The organism is Paenibacillus sp. FSL H8-0048 (assembly GCF_038002825.1).
Taxonomy (GTDB): Bacteria; Bacillota; Bacilli; order Paenibacillales; family Paenibacillaceae; genus Paenibacillus_AQ.
This window is the reverse complement of sequence record NZ_JBBODF010000001.1, coordinates 5,115,999-5,134,241: the sequence shown is the minus strand read 5'-3', so window position 1 is coordinate 5,134,241 and position 18,243 is coordinate 5,115,999. Positions and strand designations below refer to the sequence as shown.

The following is an 18,243-nucleotide window of genomic DNA, read 5'->3' as shown; positions in this document are numbered from 1 at the left end:
CCTTTACTGATGAAAAGCTTAATTAATTTCTCACTCCGCAACAAATTCGCCGTCTGGCTGCTGACGATCATTATTGTCTTCGCCGGTCTGTTCAGCGGAATGACTATGAAGCAGGAGACCCTGCCTAACATTAGTATCCCTTATCTCAGCATTACTACTATTTATCCCGGAGCCGCACCCGAAGGCGTCGTGAATGATGTCAGCAAGCCGCTGGAGCAGAAGCTCCGCAATGTGGACGGGGTCAAAATGCTGACCTCCACCTCTCTTGAGAATGCCTCCAGTGTCACTATTGAATTCAACTACGGCACCAACCTGGACAACGCGACAGCAGCAGTCCGCGAAGCGCTGAACGAGGTGAAGCTGCCGGATGGGGTGCAAAAGCCGCAAATCTCCCGCTTCAGCCTCAGCTCGCTGCCGGTCATCTCCCTCAGTATCTCGGATGAGAGCTCCGGCGATCTGGAGGAGCTGACCCGGGTTGCCGAGAATGATATCCGCCCGGCGCTGGAGGATATTGAAGGTGTCGCCTCTGTGCAGATTGCCGGACAATATGTCAAAGAAGTCTCCCTGAAATTCAATCAGGAGAAGCTGAAGCAGTACGGACTGACCGAGGATACGATCAAAGGCATCATCCAGGCTTCCTCCCTGCGGGTGCCGCTCGGATTGTTCGAGATGGACAAAGCACAGAAGGCTGTTGTCGTGGACGGCAACATTACTACTGTGGAGGACCTCAAGAATGTCAGCATTCCGCTGGTTCCCTCTGCCCCTGGCGCTGCCGGCGCGGGTGCCGGGGCCGCTGGCGGCGCAGCTTCAAGCGGTGCTGCGGCTGGCGGCACTGGCGGTACCGGGGCTGCGGCTGGCAGTAACGGCGCTGGCGCGGCTGCCATGACCGGACTTCCGACCGTGAAGCTGAGCGAGCTTGCCGCTATTGAAGTGGTCGGCAAATCGGAATCGATCTCCCGCACCAACGGCAAGGAGTCCATCGGGATTCAGATTGTGAAGGCCAATGACGCCAACACCGTTGATGTCGTGAACGGGGTCAAGGACAAGACCGAGGAACTGAAGAAACAATATAAGTCGATGGACCTCACCGTGCTGCTGGATCAAGGCAAGCCGATTGAGGATTCGGTGAACACGATGCTGTCCAAGGCCGCCTTCGGTGCCCTATTCGCCGTGCTTATCATCCTGCTGTTCCTGCGCAATATACGCTCTACCATTATTTCCATTATCTCGATTCCATTATCACTGCTGATTGCGATATTATGCCTGCGGCAAATGGATATTACATTGAATATGATGACGCTCGGCGCCATGACCGTGGCCATCGGGCGGGTAGTCGATGACTCCATCGTCGTCATTGAGAACATTTTCCGGCGGCTAACGCTGTCCGGCGAGAAGCTGCGCGGCAGAGAGCTGATCAGCGCGGCTACCCGTGAGATGTTTGTACCGATCATGTCCTCAACCATTGTGACGATTGCCGTCTTCCTGCCGCTCGCTTTTGTCAGCGGGATGGTCGGTGAGCTGTTCCTGCCGTTTGCCCTCACTATGGTATTCGCGCTGCTGGCTTCACTGGTAGTCGCCATTACCCTGGTGCCTGCGCTTGCACATACCCTGTTCCGTAATGGACTGAAGAAGGGGAAAAAGGGCCACGAAGACAAGCCCGGCGCATTGGCGGGCGGGTATGTCCGCATCCTGGACTGGTGTCTCTCGCATAAGCTGATTACCTTGGGTGTTGCTGTCCTGCTGCTGGCTGGCAGCCTGTTCCTGATCAAGCCGATCGGCGTCAGCTTCCTGCCTTCCCAGGAAGAGAAGAATGTTACGCTTACCTTCTCCCCGAAGGCCGGGCAGACGCTGGAGGATGTGAAAGCGCTGGGCCTGAAGGCTGAGAAGTTCATTCTGGCCCAGAAGCATCTGGACAAAATGCAGTATTCCATCGGCGGCAGCGGCCCGTTCGGAATGGGCTCAGGCAATTCAGGCTTGTTCTATGTCACGTATGACAGCAATACGCCTGATTTTGATACCGTGAAGGAGAAGTTAATTGAAGGCTTGACCAAAGAGGTGCCGGATGGCGTGTGGGGCGATCTGTCCGGCATGGCCGGAGGCGGGCTCGGCGGCAGCACTCTCACTGTCAATATCTACGGCGATACGCTGGAGCAGCTCAAACCGGTGGCAGATGAAATTGCCGGAATCGTTCAAGCAGACACCAAGAACTTCAAAGACGGGAAGACCAGTCTCTCTGAAGCCTATGATCAATATACCATCGTGGCGGATCAGGCCAGACTTAGCTCACTCGGCTTAACCGCCGGACAGCTTGCGATGAAACTGAGTCCTGCCGGAACCCGGCCTGTACTGACTGAGGTAGAGCTGGACGGCAAGAATTACAAGGTCTACATTGAGACGGACAAGGATTCCTACAGCAGCATAGAAGAAATGAAGGCCGCCACGCTCACTTCGCCGCTGGGCATTACCGTCCCGATTGGCGAGGTAGCAAGCATTAAGCAAGGCCAGTCACCGGACTCCATTACCCGCGAAGACGGCAAAATGAAAGTCGAGGTAACCGCCGACATTATCTCCAGTGACATTAATAGTGCCTCCAATACTGTGCAGGACAAAATAGACGCTCTTGATCTCCCGGAAGGCGTAACCATCACCTTCGGCGGAGTCACCGAGCAGATTAATGAGACCTTCGGGCAGCTTGGCATCGCCATGCTGGCGGCTATAGCGATTGTATACTTCGTGCTCGTAGTCACCTTCGGCGGCGGTCTGGCACCGTTCGCCATCCTGTTCTCCCTGCCGTTCACAGTCATCGGCGCTCTGGTCGCCCTGCTCCTGGCTGGCGAGACCTTGAACGTCTCGGCACTGATGGGCGCACTGATGCTGATCGGGATCGTGGTCACCAATGCCATTGTCTTAATTGACCGCGTCATCCATAAGGAGCATGAGGGGATGTCTACCCGCAAGGCGCTGCTTGAAGCCGGCGCTACGCGTCTTCGCCCGATTCTCATGACTGCGCTCGCGACCATCGGCGCTCTGCTGCCACTGGTTACTGGCCTTGAGAACAGCGCCGGAATTATCTCCAAGGGGCTTGGCGTAACCGTCATCGGCGGTCTGGTCAGCTCCACGCTGCTGACCCTGGTCGTTGTACCGGTGGTGTATGAGTTCCTGATGAAGTTCCGGAGTAAGAAAACTTACGAATAAATAGGGGATGAACTTCAGTTTCAGTTATTTGGAGTGATCGTAAGAACATAGCGTAAAGCTCAGACGTCACTACGGTGGATATTTGGACTTCCGGCCGCTGTTGTCTCCAGATTTCTTGATGGTACCGCTTGTTGCGGTAGAAATCCGGAGACAAAGGCGGACGCTACCGCTCCTACAGTTCCAAAATCCCCCTCCGATCCTACACGCTTTTTGTATTTTCTTTCAATCAAAACCTATAAAGTGAAAGCTTAAATTCAAGACCCCGCGAGCAGAAAAAGGCGCCCTTCCGATTGATGGAAGGGCGCCTTGAGTATGTGTACTTATTACGCCATGGCTGCTGTGCTGCTCTCCAGCGAAGCCTTCCAGGCACGCAGCATGTGCAGATCCTGCGGCAGGAATTCCTCCAGCATATGGCTGAGCCCCAGATAGAGCGGGCTGTCGGTGGCAGCGTTCATTCTTTCACAGAATTGTGGAGTCCACTTCAGCAGATGCTCTTCGAGGAACTTCTCCTGAATCTCCAGAAGCTCCATGGCACTGCGGATGGAGAAGCTGTTGTACAGCATCCGCTCGTGCATCACCGCCATGAATTCCAGCTCAATGGCAATATGGTCGTCAGCTTCACCGCTGCACTTCTTGAAGACAATGCCCGCCGATGCGTACACATCCGACAGCACGTTGCAGAATTCTTCCTCACGGCCCAATTGGGCCGCTTCACGTGCTACGAAGGAGCTTACGGCGCGTTCATTCATCAGACGTTTGTATTCAAGCTTCTCTTTCTCGCAGATGGCCGGGAGCATGGCTGGCTCCTGACTGCACAGGTAACGCTTCAACTCACGGCCGCCTTCGGTCATCTCCGCAGCAACACTCATCTCACGGTTACGGCTCCACTGGGCGACCAGGGAGAGAGACGGTTTTCTTCCGTAGAAGTCCACCAGAAGCTGATATATTAATCCCCGGCTCTCCAGCCAGCGGCTGCAAGCCTCCGGCACAACAAGCGATGGAACAGTTGGTATAGTCATTTTGCAAATCCTCCCTACTTAGTTTGCCGGGTGCCCGGGTTATCCTTAGGGATTGCCGCCTGAGCCTTCCGGTATCATAGCTGTGCTTCGCAAAAGTAAAAGTATCTAAAGTTTGAATCTTCCGCACCTAAATTATATCGAATATGTTAAACGCTTTCGGTGAGCATTCTATGACCATTCCCGGTAATTGTCGCACTTTTGTCATAATTAGGATGCTGCTTGGGCCTTCTATCCCCCTATGCTTTAGGTTATTCGCTTGTGCATTGACGCAGCGGAAAGCTTTCTTTAAAATTTAAACTAAAATGAACAGGTGAAGGAGCAACGTTATGGAGCCGCTAACTGATCCTTTTGGACGCATACATGATTACCTCCGTATCTCGGTTACAGACCGCTGCAACCTGCGCTGTATCTATTGTATGCCCGCAGAAGGAATGCAATTCCAGCCGCAGGACGAGATTATGAGCTACGAGGAAATTTCCGCTGTGGTGAAGGCGCTGGCCCCGCTGGGCTTGAGGAAGGTCCGGCTAACCGGGGGCGAGCCGCTGGTCCGCAAGGATCTGGAGAAGCTGGTCTCTATGATCGCCGTCATACCCGGCATTGATGATATATCATTGACTACGAATGGCCTGATGCTTCCAGCCAAAGCGGCTATCCTGAAGCAGGCCGGGCTGTCGCGGGTGAACATCAGCCTGGATTCGCTGCGGCCGGAGCGCTTCTCGATGATTACCCGGGGCGGCGATGTCGCCAAGGTGCTGAAGGGAATCGAGGCTGCTGAAGCGGCTGACCTGTCCCCGATCAAGCTGAATGTCGTGCTGATGAAGGGCATTAACGATGACGAGATCAAGGATTTCATCGCCTTGACCTTGAATAGCCCGCTGAATGTGCGCTTCATTGAGTACATGCCGATTGGCAGCGCCAGCGATGCCTGGCGGCAGAGCTATCTGCCGCTGGAGACTGTAGTAGAGGCTTGCAAGGAAGCTGGCTGGACCACTGAGGAGGCCGACATGCCCTCTGGGAATGGCCCCTCCCAGAACCGGCGTGTCACCGGCGCGAAGGGCACCTTCGGGCTGATCCATCCGGTCAGCGAGCATTTCTGCGACAATTGCAACCGGCTGCGCCTGACCGCCGACGGCAACATCAAAGCCTGCCTGTACTGGCAGGACGAATATAATGTGCGCCCGCTGATCAGCGACCCTGCGGCGGTGCAGGCCCTGTTCCGCCAGGCGCTCGGCAACAAGCCGCATAACCATGAAATGGCCTTGGCCCTGGAGCACAAAGCCCAGAGCCATACGCCCACCGCCCGCCGCATGTCGCAGATTGGCGGTTAGGACGCAGACAAATGTAACAGGCCCATGAACAAGGTCATGGGCCTGTTTAAGTAGAGCAGATTCATAGTTCAAATGTTAAGCTACTCCAACACAGTCATTGAAGCAACCGCCTTTTCATAAGCCTCTGGATCAATATCCTTGGCAGATTTCATGCTAAAGTAAATTCCATCAACCTCAAAATATAAAAACTCCTGGTCCCCTTTTTCCTTAATCCAATTTCCCGTTATGGTTTGAGTAAGCTGAACTTTTCTTGTTGTTTCAATTTCATGTAACGGTTCAAGCTCTCTGGAGGACTCCGTAATTAAACCACGAATGAACGAGAGATTAACTTCATTTTCTTCGGCCTTAATGCTATGCAGGTAGTCATCAACACCCAAGCCAATTGTGGGTATGTACACTTTACTAAGTCCAGCTTTCTTCGCAGCAGTAAGGATTTCGTTTTTTTGCTCATCGGTGTAACTTAACAGTTCACCTTGTTGCTCCTCTGGATTGTCCTTCTCTCCTGGATCGTTACCTGCATTTTCGGTTTGGACCAGCTCAGTCACAGGCGGCCTGGCGGTCTGGGCTGGATCAGAAGAAGATATGTTACTAACCCGACTACAACCAACTAACAATATTTCTATTAATACGACACTTGCTAATAATCTTCTTTTATAGTTCATTCTTAATTCCTCCCCACACATCAGAACCTATTTATCCATCATAGTCTAAACGAATTGGGGAAAGTTCTCATTAAGATCTCAATAATATCTCATTTTTGGAAATCTATAATAATTCTATGCTGTCCAACGCATAAAGCCTGAGATTCCTTGAAGGATCTCAGACTTTATATAAGGAAAATCTATAGTTAAAACCAATCCTGAATACACATCAGCCCGACTTCGGAACATCCGATATCGCAATCTCGAAATCGACGGATATGGTCCCCCGGATCACTTGCTGCTCGCTGTCTAATTTGGCGGATAAGTCTACGCTTTGCATAATCACATCATCGCCTTTGTACCGCCTGCGGGATAAATAGTAGGTTGCCAGTTCGCTGCAGAATTGGGTGTAGTTTTTTTCATGGAGGAATTTGTTATGTTCACCAAAGATACTGTAAATCTTCCGATAAGGAATGTAATCCGCAAATCTCTGTAAAACATGATCCACGTCCCACTTATACTGATTAGCCATTTGAACGATCTTGAACAGCGCCATGAATATTTCATTTTCGTGATTTGCGATGTATTCGACATATGCATCAAGAACCTCAATCTGCCCATCCATTAAGCGGTAAAGATACGTATTAGCCGTTCCCCACTCTATATATTGAGCCTTAATACGCCATGCTTCTTCGTCATCTTCCCGTATCCAGCTATGATCCATATATATAGGTATCATGTCGAGTGCAGTTTTGTAATCTCCAATCTCTTCATAAATACAGGATCTCATAAGCTGAGCATATAATATATATGTGTACAGAGGCCTTTTATATAACTTATGATCTCTATGCCTACGGCCTGATTCACCATGAAGGTCATAATGGACGGAAGCCACTCGGAGCATTTCTTCTACAACCTCAGATACCTTGTCCCATTTCTGAAGCGCAAGATAGATATCCGCCAATTGCTTCAACGCATCCAACTGATTGACTTCGTCCAGCTTATCGACATAATTCTCTAATAAAGTAGCAGCGATTAGATTTTTCTGCGGATCATCGCCCAGATTAATCAGGAAGAGCCGATACTGGCAGAGCGCCAGCCGTTCGGAATGCTGGTATTTCTCGCTGGCTCCCACATTTTCGTAGATTAATGCTGCGGCCTGCCAGTTTTTCTGCTCAAATAACTCCTCCGCAACCTCGAAGAGCAGCGGTGCATACAGCAGGTTATCCAGTAAATTCTGCGCCACCCGCTCAATACAATCCAGACGCGATAACGCCGCACATTGCAGCAGGAACGGCCGTAAACGCCGCCAGGTCGGTGTCGAATCGTATAAACATTCATCCACATACTGACTGTAAAAGTAATCCTCCGGCAGCCCCATCCCGCTGGTCACGCGGGTCAGGTGATTCATCGCCAAGGACTGCTGGCCTTTCATGACCCGGCTGAGTGTGCCGGAATGAATTCCGCTGGCAATCGCAAACTGATTAATAGACAATTTATGTTTTGTGAGATACGCCGCTATCTCGTCCCGGATTTTGACTGTATGCTCCACTTCAGTTACCACCTTTTTTATACACGTATCCGTTGGATTTTATATTTGAATTTTAGTTATTTTCCAGATCAATGCTTAAGCAGGCGGCCGCTTGTTCATCCGATAGGCATTATCGTAGGCATTGAGCAACTCATCCAGCACTACGGATTGCCGCAAGACCTCCGGATGATTGAAACCGCCATATTGAATATGTAATTTATGAAGCATACTTCTAGCTTGCTCTATACGAATTCTAACGATTGCTGGACTATGCATGGGAATCCCGCCTCCTTATGCAACATTATAGATTTTTATGTAAAACTACAAAATATTGGACTGATTGCATTATCTGTTAAAGTGAATATATTGGCAAAGCTCTGAGGCGATAAGAGTTGTCCATAAAAAAGACGCCCCACCGACTCTGGAGCGTCCATTCTAATCTTATTTTATTTTAAATAAACGCTGATATGAGACTTCTCTCAATATCCACCATGTCCATGTCCCGTTGGTTCAACCAGCACTGAAAGTTTACCTGTATTATTGGTATTGACTGGTTCACCATATGCCACTGGAGCAACGAGCATTAATACTGTACTACACAAGACTAGGAGTAGTGTTCCTTTTCTTCTCATAATGGTTTCGCACCTCACTAATGTAATTTTTGTACTGGTTCTTTTGTTCGTGATTAGCTCTATCACGGTGCTGTTCAAATAAATCTATACATTTAATGATCTTGAATTCACTGTTAATTTGGATAGAGAACAGAAGACTCTGTAGTACAGTCTGGACCCCTTCAGTTCGATTGTGCTGTAAGTAGTAAGTTGCTAATTCAATTAGAAACTGTGCGTAGTGGTCTAACGTTACTTGTTTATGATAGTCACCAAACAGGTTGGAATAATCTCGTAATGGCAGATGTTCATCGAACCTTAATAAAATATGGTCAACATTCCATTCATAACGATTTGCAGCCTGAATAATCCTGAATAATCCTGTGAAAATTTCACTCTCTCTTGTTGAAATATATTCAACATATTCTGCTATTATTTCTTGCTCACCATCCATGATACGGTACAAATAGTTGTTTGCCGTAGCCCACTCTTGAAATTGAGCAATGGTCTGCTCGGCTTCCTCAGTTTGCTCTTTTATCCAACTACCGTCCGCATACAAGGATACAAGCTTTAAGGCCTCTGCATAATTCCCTTCTTCTTCACAAACCAAAGACTTTAGCAAATGAGAATATAATATGTAACCATATATTGGCCTTTTTGGATGCCTGAGCGTGTTCCGATTCCAGTTCGAAGAAAATTGTAAGTTATATTGAATTGAAGCAATTCGGTATAATTCATTGGCAAAATGTTCGACTTTGTTCCATTTATGAAGCGAGCTATATACATTGGCTAGATCCTTCAGCCCATCCAGCTGATCCGCCTCATTCAACCGCGGGATGTAGCTCTCGAACAGCGTGGCCGCGCGCAGGTTCGTGCTCTGATCATCACCCAGGGCAATCTGGAACAGGCGGTATTGGCAGGTAGCCAAGCGTTCGGAATACTGGTATTTCTCGCTGGCGCTGACATTCTCATAGAGTAGTGCCGCCGCCGCCAAGTGGCCCTGCTGGAACAAGCCTTCCGCAACCTCGTATAGCATGGGGACATACGTCAGATTATCCAGCAAGTTCTGCACCAGCAGCTCGATACAATCTGTACGCCCGAGTTCCGCACATTTCACAATGAACGGACGAAGCCGCCGCCAGGTCGGTGACGAATAATAGAAGCATTCCTCTACATACAAGCTGTAAAAAAAATCCTCGCCAAGCCCCATTCCTGCAGTGATTAACTCCAGATGGCTCATGGCAATGGGCTGATGGCCATTAATGATCCGGCTCAGTGTTCCGGAATTAATACCGGATCTAATGGCGAACTGATTAATGGACATGTCATGCTGGGTTAAATAATCTGCAAGCTGGTCTCGAATCATGACTGCAGGCTTCAAAGGAACATCACCTCCTACATCCCAGAATTTAGAACATTATGTTTATATCTGTAATAGTAGGGGATCAGATTTGAAAATTCAATAGAATAGAGTCAAATAAAACAACAATATCGCGAAAGTGTGAAGAAATCGAAACAGTTTGGCAAGCGGCTTGCCGGGCTTTACGGATAAGGGCTGAAAATATTGTTTATTATGGGAGAACTGATTAATCAGTCTCCATCTTTTTTCAGTAAGGGGGAAGTTGAAGTTTATGAGAAAAATCAGCATCATTTCAATTTCATTATTATTACTTGTTTTAACATATATTTTAGTCAGACCACAGCCTGAGATTATTAGCGTCAGTCTTATTTCCGAAACAGCTGAAACTACTTACATTGATAACGATAGCATTCGAATATTCAGCGATGCTATAAGAACTGTGAAAAAAGTACGCGGGGCTGTTGATGTGGGTCCACCAACATATCGAATGAATGTTACTTACGCGGATAGCGAAGTTGTGAAATTCAGCCTTTATTTAGATTTTAAATCCAAAAGTGGATTTTTGATTAAAGATAGTAATAGCGAAAAAATGTTGAAATTAAAAGAAAGCAGTTCTAAAGAATTAACAGATCTATTGAGTAAAGACTAATTTGAGGGAAATCTCTAGCCATACAACAGCCCCCACAACTGAACTCCCATGTAGACGGCGATTGCCCAGATCAGCAATGCTGAAACGGTATTCAGCCCCTTCATGACCTTGCCGGAAGCATCCAGCCTGCCGAGCTGGCGGCCCGCGGCGGCAAGACCCAGGAACCAGAGCCATGAGACAGCTACTGTTGCCGCCGCGAACGCCCAGCGCATTGTTCCGTCATATTGCAGCGAACTTGTGCCGATCACACCCACCGTATCCAGCAATGCATGCGGATTCAGGAGGGATACGGACAGCGCATAAAGGATCTGTCCCTTCGCCGAGAGTCGGCCCGACTCATCCTTCGCTGGAGTAGCGCGCCAGATTCTCCAGCCCATGAAGGCGAGAAACAGAATGCCCGCACCATATATAACAGGTGTGACCCAGCGCAGCGATAAAATGACCAAGGAGACTCCACCGACTGCGGCAGCGATAAGCAGTGTGTCGCATACCGCTGCCGTCAGTACGACAGGCATTACACTGCGGAATCTAGGATGCTGTGCCCCTTGGTTGAAGACGAATATATTCTGCACGCCCAGCGGCAGAATCAGCCCGAAGGCCAGGATCATTCCATGTAGAATGGCCTGCACCATTTCTTTTCCCCCTTATATCTTCCTAGTGGTGCTTCCAGATAAACAAGCCTCTCAGACTTCCTCCGGTTATAGCCTAATGATCGTACCCTGCCATAGTAGCTGCCGTAACCATCCAAATTCTGCGACACATACCAACCAAGACGAATGAAAGAGGAGGAATCATGGTAGACTGGAAGAAAGAAGGAACGAGAAAGAGAGAACGAAATGAGAGATAATGTTAGTCAGTAGCGGCTGTGAGGGGGCAATGTGTTCGGTTTTTCGCATACATTGAGCCCGATTAGCTTCCCAGAGCGTAATGTGTTTGGTTTTTCGCATACATTGAGCCCGAATACCTTAGCAGAGCGTAATGTGTTCGGTTTTTCGCATACATTCAGGCCGCTTGCCTGCGCTGAAGCACAATGTGTTCGCTTGTTCGCTTTTGTACATCATTCGCCCGGAAGGAGCCCACTCTTGACCCAACCTCAACGGCCCCACCCTACAACAGACTTAAGCACGCCCGGCCCATCCGTACATACGGAAGCTTCCCGGAACGCAGCTCCTGGAACGCAGCAAGCTGGTACCCTCTCCTTCCTGACGGACACCTGGAAGCCGGACCTGGCTTCTCCGCTGCCGCTTCACGGCCAGATCTCAGCCCACTTCCTCGCTAAGATCAGCACCGGGGCCTGGCCTCCCGGTATGCGTCTGCCCCCGCAGCGGGTACTGTGCCGTCAGCTCGGAGTGAACCGCAGTACGGTGGTTACCGCACTGGGCCAGCTGACCGCGCTGGGCCTGATCGAAGGCAGACGCGGCGGCGGAACGATAGTTACAGGCGTGCGTTCAACGCCCCCGGCTTCCGGTGGTTCCGCCGGACAGTCCGGAGAAGCCGGGGAAGCGGAGCCCTGTGAGCGGCAATACTCAGGCAACTGGAACGATTATGTGGAGGAGGGAATTCATTATCCCAACCTGCCTACCGTGCAGGACATTAACCGGCTCGAATATGTGCCCGGTCTGATTCGGCTCGGGACCGGTGAGCCTGCACCTGAGCTGCTGCCTGGAGCAGCGATGAATGAGGTGCTGGCTGGACTCGCGCAGCGTATTCTTCCTCCGCTCTCCTATGAAGAGCCGCTCGGTAATCCGGTGCTGCGGGCGGCGGTCAGCCGGTTACTGGCCCGGAGCGGCATTACCGCCGGACCGGACTCCATTCTGATTACCTCCGGCGCCCTTCAGGGGCTTCAGCTCATTGCCCTCGGGCTGCTGCCGCGCGGCTCATCTATTCTGCTGGAGAAGCCGTCTTATCTGTATTCGATTCATGCCTTTCAGTCTGCGGGGGTGAAGTTCAGCGGACTGCCTATGGATGAGCGTGGTCTGATCCCGGAGCAGCTTGCCGCCGAAGCGGTCCGCAGTAAGGCCGCGATGCTGTACAGCATCCCTTCTTTTCATAACCCTACAGGGATCTTGATGGATGCCGGACGCCGCCGGGAGCTGATGGAGGTCACAGGCCGACTCGGGCTGCCCATTCTGGAGGATGGGGCCTACCAGGAATTATGGCTGGACGTTCCGCCTCCGCCGCCGCTGAAGGCGCTGGATCAGGAGGGGCGGGTTCTGCATCTCGGCACCCTGTCCAAGGCCGTCAGTCCCGGGCTGCGCATCGGCTGGATTGTAGGCCCTGAGCCGGTCGTCCGGCGGCTGGCCGACATCAAGATGCAGAGTGATTACGGTGCAAGCTCCCTGTCTCAGCTTGCGGCCGCCAGTTGGCTTACGGGGGGCTATCACGAGGAGCACCTGCAGGTGCTGCGCAGCAGACTGCGCGCGCGCCGCAGCCACATGCTTGAGCTGCTGCAGCTCCATTGGACCGGACTGGCAACCTGGAATGTGCCGGCAGGGGGCTTCTATATCTGGCTGTCTCTCCACCAGGCTGTCCCTCCGCGCAAGCTGTTCAGCGCAGCGCTAAGTGCCGGACTGCTGCTGAATACAGGCGATTTGTATGACCGCAGCGACGTCAGGCATCTCAGGCTGTCCTATGCTTATGCCTCAGCGGCTGAACTGGAGCAGGGTCTCCCCCTGCTGGCAGAGCTGATCCGGCGGGGACTGTGACTGGAGGCAACGCAGCCGTCTATCGTCTCTCAAGCGGATATGGATGCGCAAATAACCCCTAACCCTGACAACATCATCTGTGTGTCATGGTTAGGGGCTGCACTGTTCAGACGCCTGGCCGTTGAAAGCCCGGACTGGGTTGCCGGGGCGGACCCTCCGCATCAACGGCAGGTTCATCTGCTCTGCTGCGGCAGACGCACGATGAAGGCCGTCCCCTCTCCGGGACGGCTCGTTACGTGTACGCTGCCTTCGTGGAGCTCCACGATCTTCTTCACGAGCGGGAGGCCCAGACCGCTTCCGCTTCCGCTGCTGACGCTTCTGGACTTGTCCGCCTTGTAGAACCGTTCGAAGATCCGCTCCAGCTCCTCTTCGGTCATGCCGATCCCGCTGTCCCTGACCTCCACCTCCACCCATTCCTCCTTGCTGCTCACAAAGACGGTGATCCGTCCGCCCTGCGGGGTGAACTTGATGCTGTTATGCAGCAGGTTAGTCCATACCTGGCTCAGCAGATCCTGTACCGCGCTCACGGTGGTCTCCTGAAGCTCTGCCTCTACCTCAATCTCCTTGCCAAGCCACTGCGGCTCTGCGGCCAGGATCATCGCCTGCACCTGCTTATCCAGCCTATATGGCTTCTGCTCGAACGGGAAGCTCTCCGCGTCCAGCACGGACAGCTTCAACAGATTGTCGCTCAGGCCGGACAGACGGCGGCTCTCCGCTTCAATGATATCCAGGTAATGCTTGCGGATATCCGGACTGAGGTTCTCCTCTTGCAGCGCAGCAGCGAACCCGCGGATCGAGGTCAGCGGGGACTGGATCTCATGGGATACGCTTGCGATGAAGTCCTGCCGCATCAGCTCCATCCGGCTTAGCTCACTCGCCATTTCGTTGATTCCTTCCACAATCCCGCCGAACTGGCGGTACTGGCCGCTGTTCTCCAGTTCAATCTTGAAATCGCCCTGCGAAATCTGCCGCATAGCCGTAAGGATCGGCCTATAGAAGTTCTGATCCTTGCCGCGTGTAGCGAAGGCAATAATCGCCCCGCTGACGAAAAAGATGATAATCTGCATCGCCATCACAAACAGGTGATACCCGTATTCAGAGAAGGACCAGCCGAAATGACGGACCAGCAGTCTAGATCCGAAATAGCTCCCGTTCCAGGAGATATAGAGCATAATCAACATTCCGGCTATAGGTCCAACTATACCGATTTTCTCCCATATCTTCATGATTCTGCGCTTCATGCCTATCCCTCCAGCCGGTAGCCAAGCCCCCGGATCGTGCGAATGGAGAATCCGAACCGCTCCTGCGGAAACCGCTCACGCAGACGGCCCACATGTACATCCAGCGTCCGCTCATTGCCTTCATAATCATAGCCCCAGATCTCTTCAATGAGCCGGTCGCGGGTCAGCGTCTGCCCCCGGTAACTGGCCAGCTTAAAGAGCAGCTCGAATTCCTTCAGCGGCAGCGTGAAACTGCCATGCTCAGAAAGCACTTCATAGGTTGTACGGTTCATCCGCAGACTGCCAACGGTAACACTCTGGGCGGCCGAAATCTGGTAACGCTTCAGCAGCGCCTTGACCCTGGCGATCAGTACCGGCGGTTCGAACGGTTTGACCAGATAATCGTCTGTGCCGAGCTCGAAGCCTTTGACAATCTGCGAGGTCTCCCCTTTGGCCGTCAACATTAGTATCGGAAAATCATATTGCTTGCGCAGCTCCCGGCACAGCTCCCAGCCGTCCATATTCGGCATCATAATATCAATGATTGCCATATCCGCCGCGCTCTCTTCGAGCAGCCGCAGCGCCTCCAGTCCGTCAGAAGCGCTCAGCACCTCGGCCATCCCTTCAGCTCTCAGGAACACTCCCACCAATTCGCGGATATGCGGATCGTCGTCCACTACCAATATTTTGACCATAGTCTGTAGAACCCTCCTCTATCTCTTGGCTCAGAAGCTCAGGTGTGTTCAGCTGCAGCTGCTGCTCGGCGAACTCACGGTACAGCTCATGATCCCTCAGCAGCTCCTCATGCGTGCCCTTGCCGGTAATCCGGCCCTTCTCCATGAAAATAATCTGGTCCGCGTTCACCACCGTAGCTAATCTGTGGGCGATCACAATCGTGGTCCGGCCCTGCATCAGATTGCCCAGTGCCTTCTGCACCACAGCCTCCGACTGGCTGTCCAGGCTTGAGGTAGCCTCATCCAGCATGAGAATCTTTGGATCGCGCAGCAGCGCTCTGGCGATGGCAATCCGCTGCCGCTGTCCGCCGGACAGCTTCACCCCGCGCTCCCCGACATCCGTGTTGTACCCGTCCGGCAGCTCTTCAATGAAGCCGTCAGCGTAGGCCATGGCCGCAGCCCGCTTCAGCTCCTCCTGGCTGATCTCGCGGTCCAGCCCATATCCTAGATTCTCGGCAATGGTACCGGCTAGCAGCGGACTTTCCTGTGAGACATAACCGATTCTCTTCCGCCAGGATTTCAGGGAGAACACGGGTGCCGGTTTGCCGTCCAGCCGGATGACTCCGCTCTGCGGCTCATAGAACCGTTCCAGCAGCGAGAACAGAGTTGTTTTACCGCCGCCGCTCGGCCCGACAATGGCTGTCACCTGCCCCGGCTGCATAGTGAAGCTTACCTTGCTCAGGACCTTCTCCCCCGCCTTGTATCCGAAGCTGAGATCTTCCACAGCAATTGGCCCCTCTGTGCCCTCAGCCTCTTCCACACCTTCATATACCTCTTCCTCTGCTTCAAGGGTCTCAATGATCCGCTCGGAGGCACCCTTGGCCTTCTGGAGCTGGGTGAAGAATTGCGTCAGCTGTGTCAGCGGCATAATAATCTGAATCAGATACAGAATAAAGGCGACCAGTTCACCGGCAGTGAGCGCCCCGGAGGATACCAGCATCCCGCCATAGCCGATAATAACCACCAGCAGCATCATGAAGACGAAAGAGATCAGCGGGCTGATCAGGGCGCTGATTTTGCCCTCACGAATTCCGAAGCCCAGCAGGTTCATAATTCCTTGCCGTCCGGCTTCATACTCCTTCTGCTCCGCTCCCGAGGATTTCACCAGCCGGATCTCGGACAACACGCCGCTGAGCACAGCGGTGAAGGAGGCTGTCTCGTCCTGCGTGCCCTTGGAGATCTTGTACATCTGCCGTCCCAGCGGCACCAGAATCAGTGCCGACAACGGAAGGACTGTGAACAGCACCAGCGTCATTTTCCAGTTCAGATAGAACAGCACAAGGACAGAGCCGACAATAGAGATGAGACCGGTGAACAGACTGGCCAGATGCTCCGAGATCAGTGTCTTGAGAATTCCTGTATCATTAGTCATCCGGCTGACGCTCTCGCCTGTCCGGTTCTCATTATAGTAGGATACGGGCAGTACCAGAAATTTGCGCCACAGCCTGTCACGCAGTCCGGCCACGACTTTTTGCCCGACAGCATTCAAAAGGTAAATCGAGACTCCGCCGGCCACGGTCTGCGCAATGAACGCTCCGGCAATGCCGGCAATCTGCAGCTTGCTGACAGAAGCCAGCGAGAAGCCGTCCACCAGATTCTTCGTGAACATGGGAATCACCAGACCGACGAGGGTCGAAATGATGCTGAGGCCAAGGGCCAGCGCCAGCAGCAGGTAAGATGGCTTGGTTTCATGCAGCAGCTTCAGGAACGGCTTCATGGCCGCCCCCTGTTTCTGCGGTGCTTGCTTGTTTTTCATAAGAAATCCCCTTTTCCGGCAGATAGATGGTTGGAGCAGTGGGGCCCCGCCTCCGCCTTAGAACCCAGAATAACTGGCCTATGTAAACTGAAGTTAAACAGATATTTTGCCATTGATTTGTAATTCCCTATAAAAGTTGGTTTGTATCCCTTTTCAACAAATGTTACAGTGATATCAGCGGCAACCTAAGGCGGCCACAGCAAGAATACAGGGCATCCTAACGGGAAAGGAGTGCAAAGTTTGCGGGATCATCTCGATAAGCAGCTGTCTTTCACCTCTCTGAAATGGTTCAACTTCTTCGTATATGGAACGGTTGTCCTCTTCACCAGCTTCTTTCCCTTATATCTTCAGGATGTAGGAATGAATAAGCTGGAGATCGGGAGCCTGATGTCTGTAGGCGCACTGGTCTCCATTGTTGCCAATCCCTTCTGGGGCATCTGGAGTGACCGGTATCAGAATATCCGGAGGATTGTCCTCGTCATGCTGACAGGAACGCTGGTCTTGTCCCAGCTTGTCTTTCAGGCCAATACATATGAAATGATCTACATATCCATTCTGTTCTTCTACTTCTTCCAAGGGCCACTGTTCGCCCAGAGCAACACGATGATTCTCAGCTATATTGACGGAACCCGCCGCAAATTCAGCTCTTTCCGGCTATGGGGGTCGCTTGGCTGGGCGTTCACTGCCATCCTTGCCGGTCCCGTGATTGAATGGGCCGGCATCTCTGTGCTGTCCTATCTGTTCGCCTCCTTGCTCTGTGCGGCGATGATTGCACTGATTATGCTGCCGAAGCTGGACCATTCGATCGGAATCGCCCCCTTGCCCTTCAAGGGAATGAGCCAAATCTTCCATAATCCGTTCTTCCTGTGCTTCATCCTCTTCGGCATTCTGGTCTCGATTCCGAATACGATGAATAACACCTTTGTGTCACTGTACATCACGGAGCTGGGCGGAAGCAAGACCATGATCGGTCTCGCAGTGTTCCTGTCCTCCATCCTGGAGATGGGGGTGCTGCTCCTGTGCAATTACATTCTACGGCGCAAAATCTCTGTCCTGTTAGCCTCGCTCACGCTGGTCAGCGCGCTGTTCTTCCTGCGGTGGTGGCTGATGGCCGATGCAACGACTCCGCTGCAGGTCGCACTTATTCAGGTGCTGCACTCCATCACCTTCGGCGGCTTCTTCTATGTCGGAACCCAGTTGACCATGCTGCTGGTACCACGGCCTTACCGTTCCTCGGGACAGGCTCTCTACACGCTCACCTGGAGCGGGATCTCCGGCATTCTCGGCGGCGTTCTCGGCGGCTGGATGTATCAGACTCTCGGCGCGCAGACGATGTATCAATCCGGTGCGCTCCTTGCCCTGTTCGGGGCGATCGGCTTCGGAATGATGTGGTTCACTGTCATTCGCGGCAGCTACCGTCCTCCGGCTGATCCCGAGGATGAGCTGGCAGAAGACTAGCATAGCAAACAGGCTTGGCCTCCCGGCGGGAGACCAAGC

General features: G+C 52.3%; 14 protein-coding genes. 5 read left to right on the top strand and 9 right to left on the bottom strand.

Going from position 1 to position 18,243, the window contains the following annotated elements; all coding sequences use genetic code 11:
- Nucleotides 1-9 precede the first annotated feature (9 nt).
- On the top strand, nucleotides 10-3,195 hold the full coding sequence (locus NSU18_RS22010; protein ID WP_341150057.1) for an efflux RND transporter permease subunit: 3,186 nt from the start codon (nucleotides 10-12) through the stop codon (nucleotides 3,193-3,195).
- Between the two features lie 323 nt (nucleotides 3,196-3,518).
- Here the strand turns inward: NSU18_RS22010 and NSU18_RS22005 are convergent, their stop codons facing one another.
- Nucleotides 3,519-4,214, bottom strand: a complete 696-nt coding sequence (locus NSU18_RS22005; protein WP_341150056.1) for a TorD/DmsD family molecular chaperone — start codon at nucleotides 4,212-4,214, stop codon at nucleotides 3,519-3,521.
- Nucleotides 4,215-4,540: 326 nt separating this feature from the next.
- Here NSU18_RS22005 and moaA point away from each other — a divergent pair, with 326 nt between their 5' ends.
- The gene (gene moaA, locus NSU18_RS22000; protein ID WP_341150055.1) at nucleotides 4,541-5,542 is read left to right on the top strand and encodes a GTP 3',8-cyclase MoaA; all 1,002 of its coding nucleotides are present in this window, start codon (nucleotides 4,541-4,543) and stop codon (nucleotides 5,540-5,542) included.
- 80 nt (nucleotides 5,543-5,622) lie between these two features.
- On the opposite strand, the gene NSU18_RS21995 is transcribed toward moaA, so the two are convergent.
- The 4 genes from NSU18_RS21995 to NSU18_RS21980 form a co-directional block, all read right to left on the bottom strand.
- Nucleotides 5,623-6,204, bottom strand: a complete 582-nt coding sequence (locus NSU18_RS21995; protein WP_341150054.1) for a hypothetical protein — start codon at nucleotides 6,202-6,204, stop codon at nucleotides 5,623-5,625.
- A gap of 208 nt (nucleotides 6,205-6,412) precedes the next feature.
- A complete protein-coding gene (locus NSU18_RS21990) occupies nucleotides 6,413-7,735 on the bottom strand; it encodes a helix-turn-helix transcriptional regulator (RefSeq protein WP_341016101.1) in 1,323 nt (440 codons plus the stop codon).
- A gap of 75 nt (nucleotides 7,736-7,810) precedes the next feature.
- Nucleotides 7,811-7,990, bottom strand: a complete 180-nt coding sequence (locus tag NSU18_RS21985) for an aspartyl-phosphate phosphatase Spo0E family protein (protein WP_341016100.1) — start codon at nucleotides 7,988-7,990, stop codon at nucleotides 7,811-7,813.
- Between the two features lie 318 nt (nucleotides 7,991-8,308).
- Nucleotides 8,309-9,703, bottom strand: coding sequence for a helix-turn-helix domain-containing protein (locus NSU18_RS21980; RefSeq protein ID WP_341016099.1), 1,395 nt, complete (start codon nucleotides 9,701-9,703; stop codon nucleotides 8,309-8,311).
- A 250-nt stretch (nucleotides 9,704-9,953) separates the two neighbouring features.
- Here NSU18_RS21980 and NSU18_RS21975 point away from each other — a divergent pair, with 250 nt between their 5' ends.
- The gene (locus NSU18_RS21975) at nucleotides 9,954-10,331 is read left to right on the top strand and encodes a hypothetical protein (RefSeq protein WP_341150053.1); all 378 of its coding nucleotides are present in this window, start codon (nucleotides 9,954-9,956) and stop codon (nucleotides 10,329-10,331) included.
- A 14-nt stretch (nucleotides 10,332-10,345) separates the two neighbouring features.
- On the opposite strand, the gene NSU18_RS21970 is transcribed toward NSU18_RS21975, so the two are convergent.
- Nucleotides 10,346-10,963, bottom strand: coding sequence for a LysE/ArgO family amino acid transporter (locus NSU18_RS21970; RefSeq protein ID WP_341150052.1), 618 nt, complete (start codon nucleotides 10,961-10,963; stop codon nucleotides 10,346-10,348).
- Between the two features lie 570 nt (nucleotides 10,964-11,533).
- Here NSU18_RS21970 and NSU18_RS21965 point away from each other — a divergent pair.
- Nucleotides 11,534-13,036 carry an aminotransferase-like domain-containing protein gene (locus NSU18_RS21965; protein WP_341151081.1) on the top strand — a complete coding sequence of 501 codons (1,503 nt, stop codon included), beginning with the start codon at nucleotides 11,534-11,536 and terminating at the stop codon, nucleotides 13,034-13,036.
- A gap of 173 nt (nucleotides 13,037-13,209) precedes the next feature.
- On the opposite strand, the gene NSU18_RS21960 is transcribed toward NSU18_RS21965, so the two are convergent.
- From NSU18_RS21960 to NSU18_RS21950, 3 genes are read right to left on the bottom strand one after another with little or no spacing between them, the layout of a single operon-like run.
- Entirely contained in the window at nucleotides 13,210-14,277 is a 1,068-nt protein-coding gene (locus NSU18_RS21960; protein ID WP_341150051.1) for a sensor histidine kinase, read from the bottom strand.
- A gap of 2 nt (nucleotides 14,278-14,279) precedes the next feature.
- Nucleotides 14,280-14,951: a response regulator transcription factor gene (locus NSU18_RS21955; RefSeq protein WP_341150050.1), complete on the bottom strand. Its 672-nt coding sequence runs from the start codon at nucleotides 14,949-14,951 to the stop codon at nucleotides 14,280-14,282.
- Nucleotides 14,881-16,746: an ABC transporter ATP-binding protein gene (locus tag NSU18_RS21950; RefSeq protein WP_341150049.1), complete on the bottom strand. Its 1,866-nt coding sequence runs from the start codon at nucleotides 16,744-16,746 to the stop codon at nucleotides 14,881-14,883. The genes NSU18_RS21955 and NSU18_RS21950 overlap by 71 nt, the downstream gene beginning before the upstream one ends.
- 231 nt (nucleotides 16,747-16,977) lie before the next feature.
- Here NSU18_RS21950 and NSU18_RS21945 point away from each other — a divergent pair, with 231 nt between their 5' ends.
- Nucleotides 16,978-18,204: an MFS transporter gene (locus NSU18_RS21945; RefSeq protein ID WP_341150048.1), complete on the top strand. Its 1,227-nt coding sequence runs from the start codon at nucleotides 16,978-16,980 to the stop codon at nucleotides 18,202-18,204.
- Nucleotides 18,205-18,243: the final 39 nt, after the last annotated feature.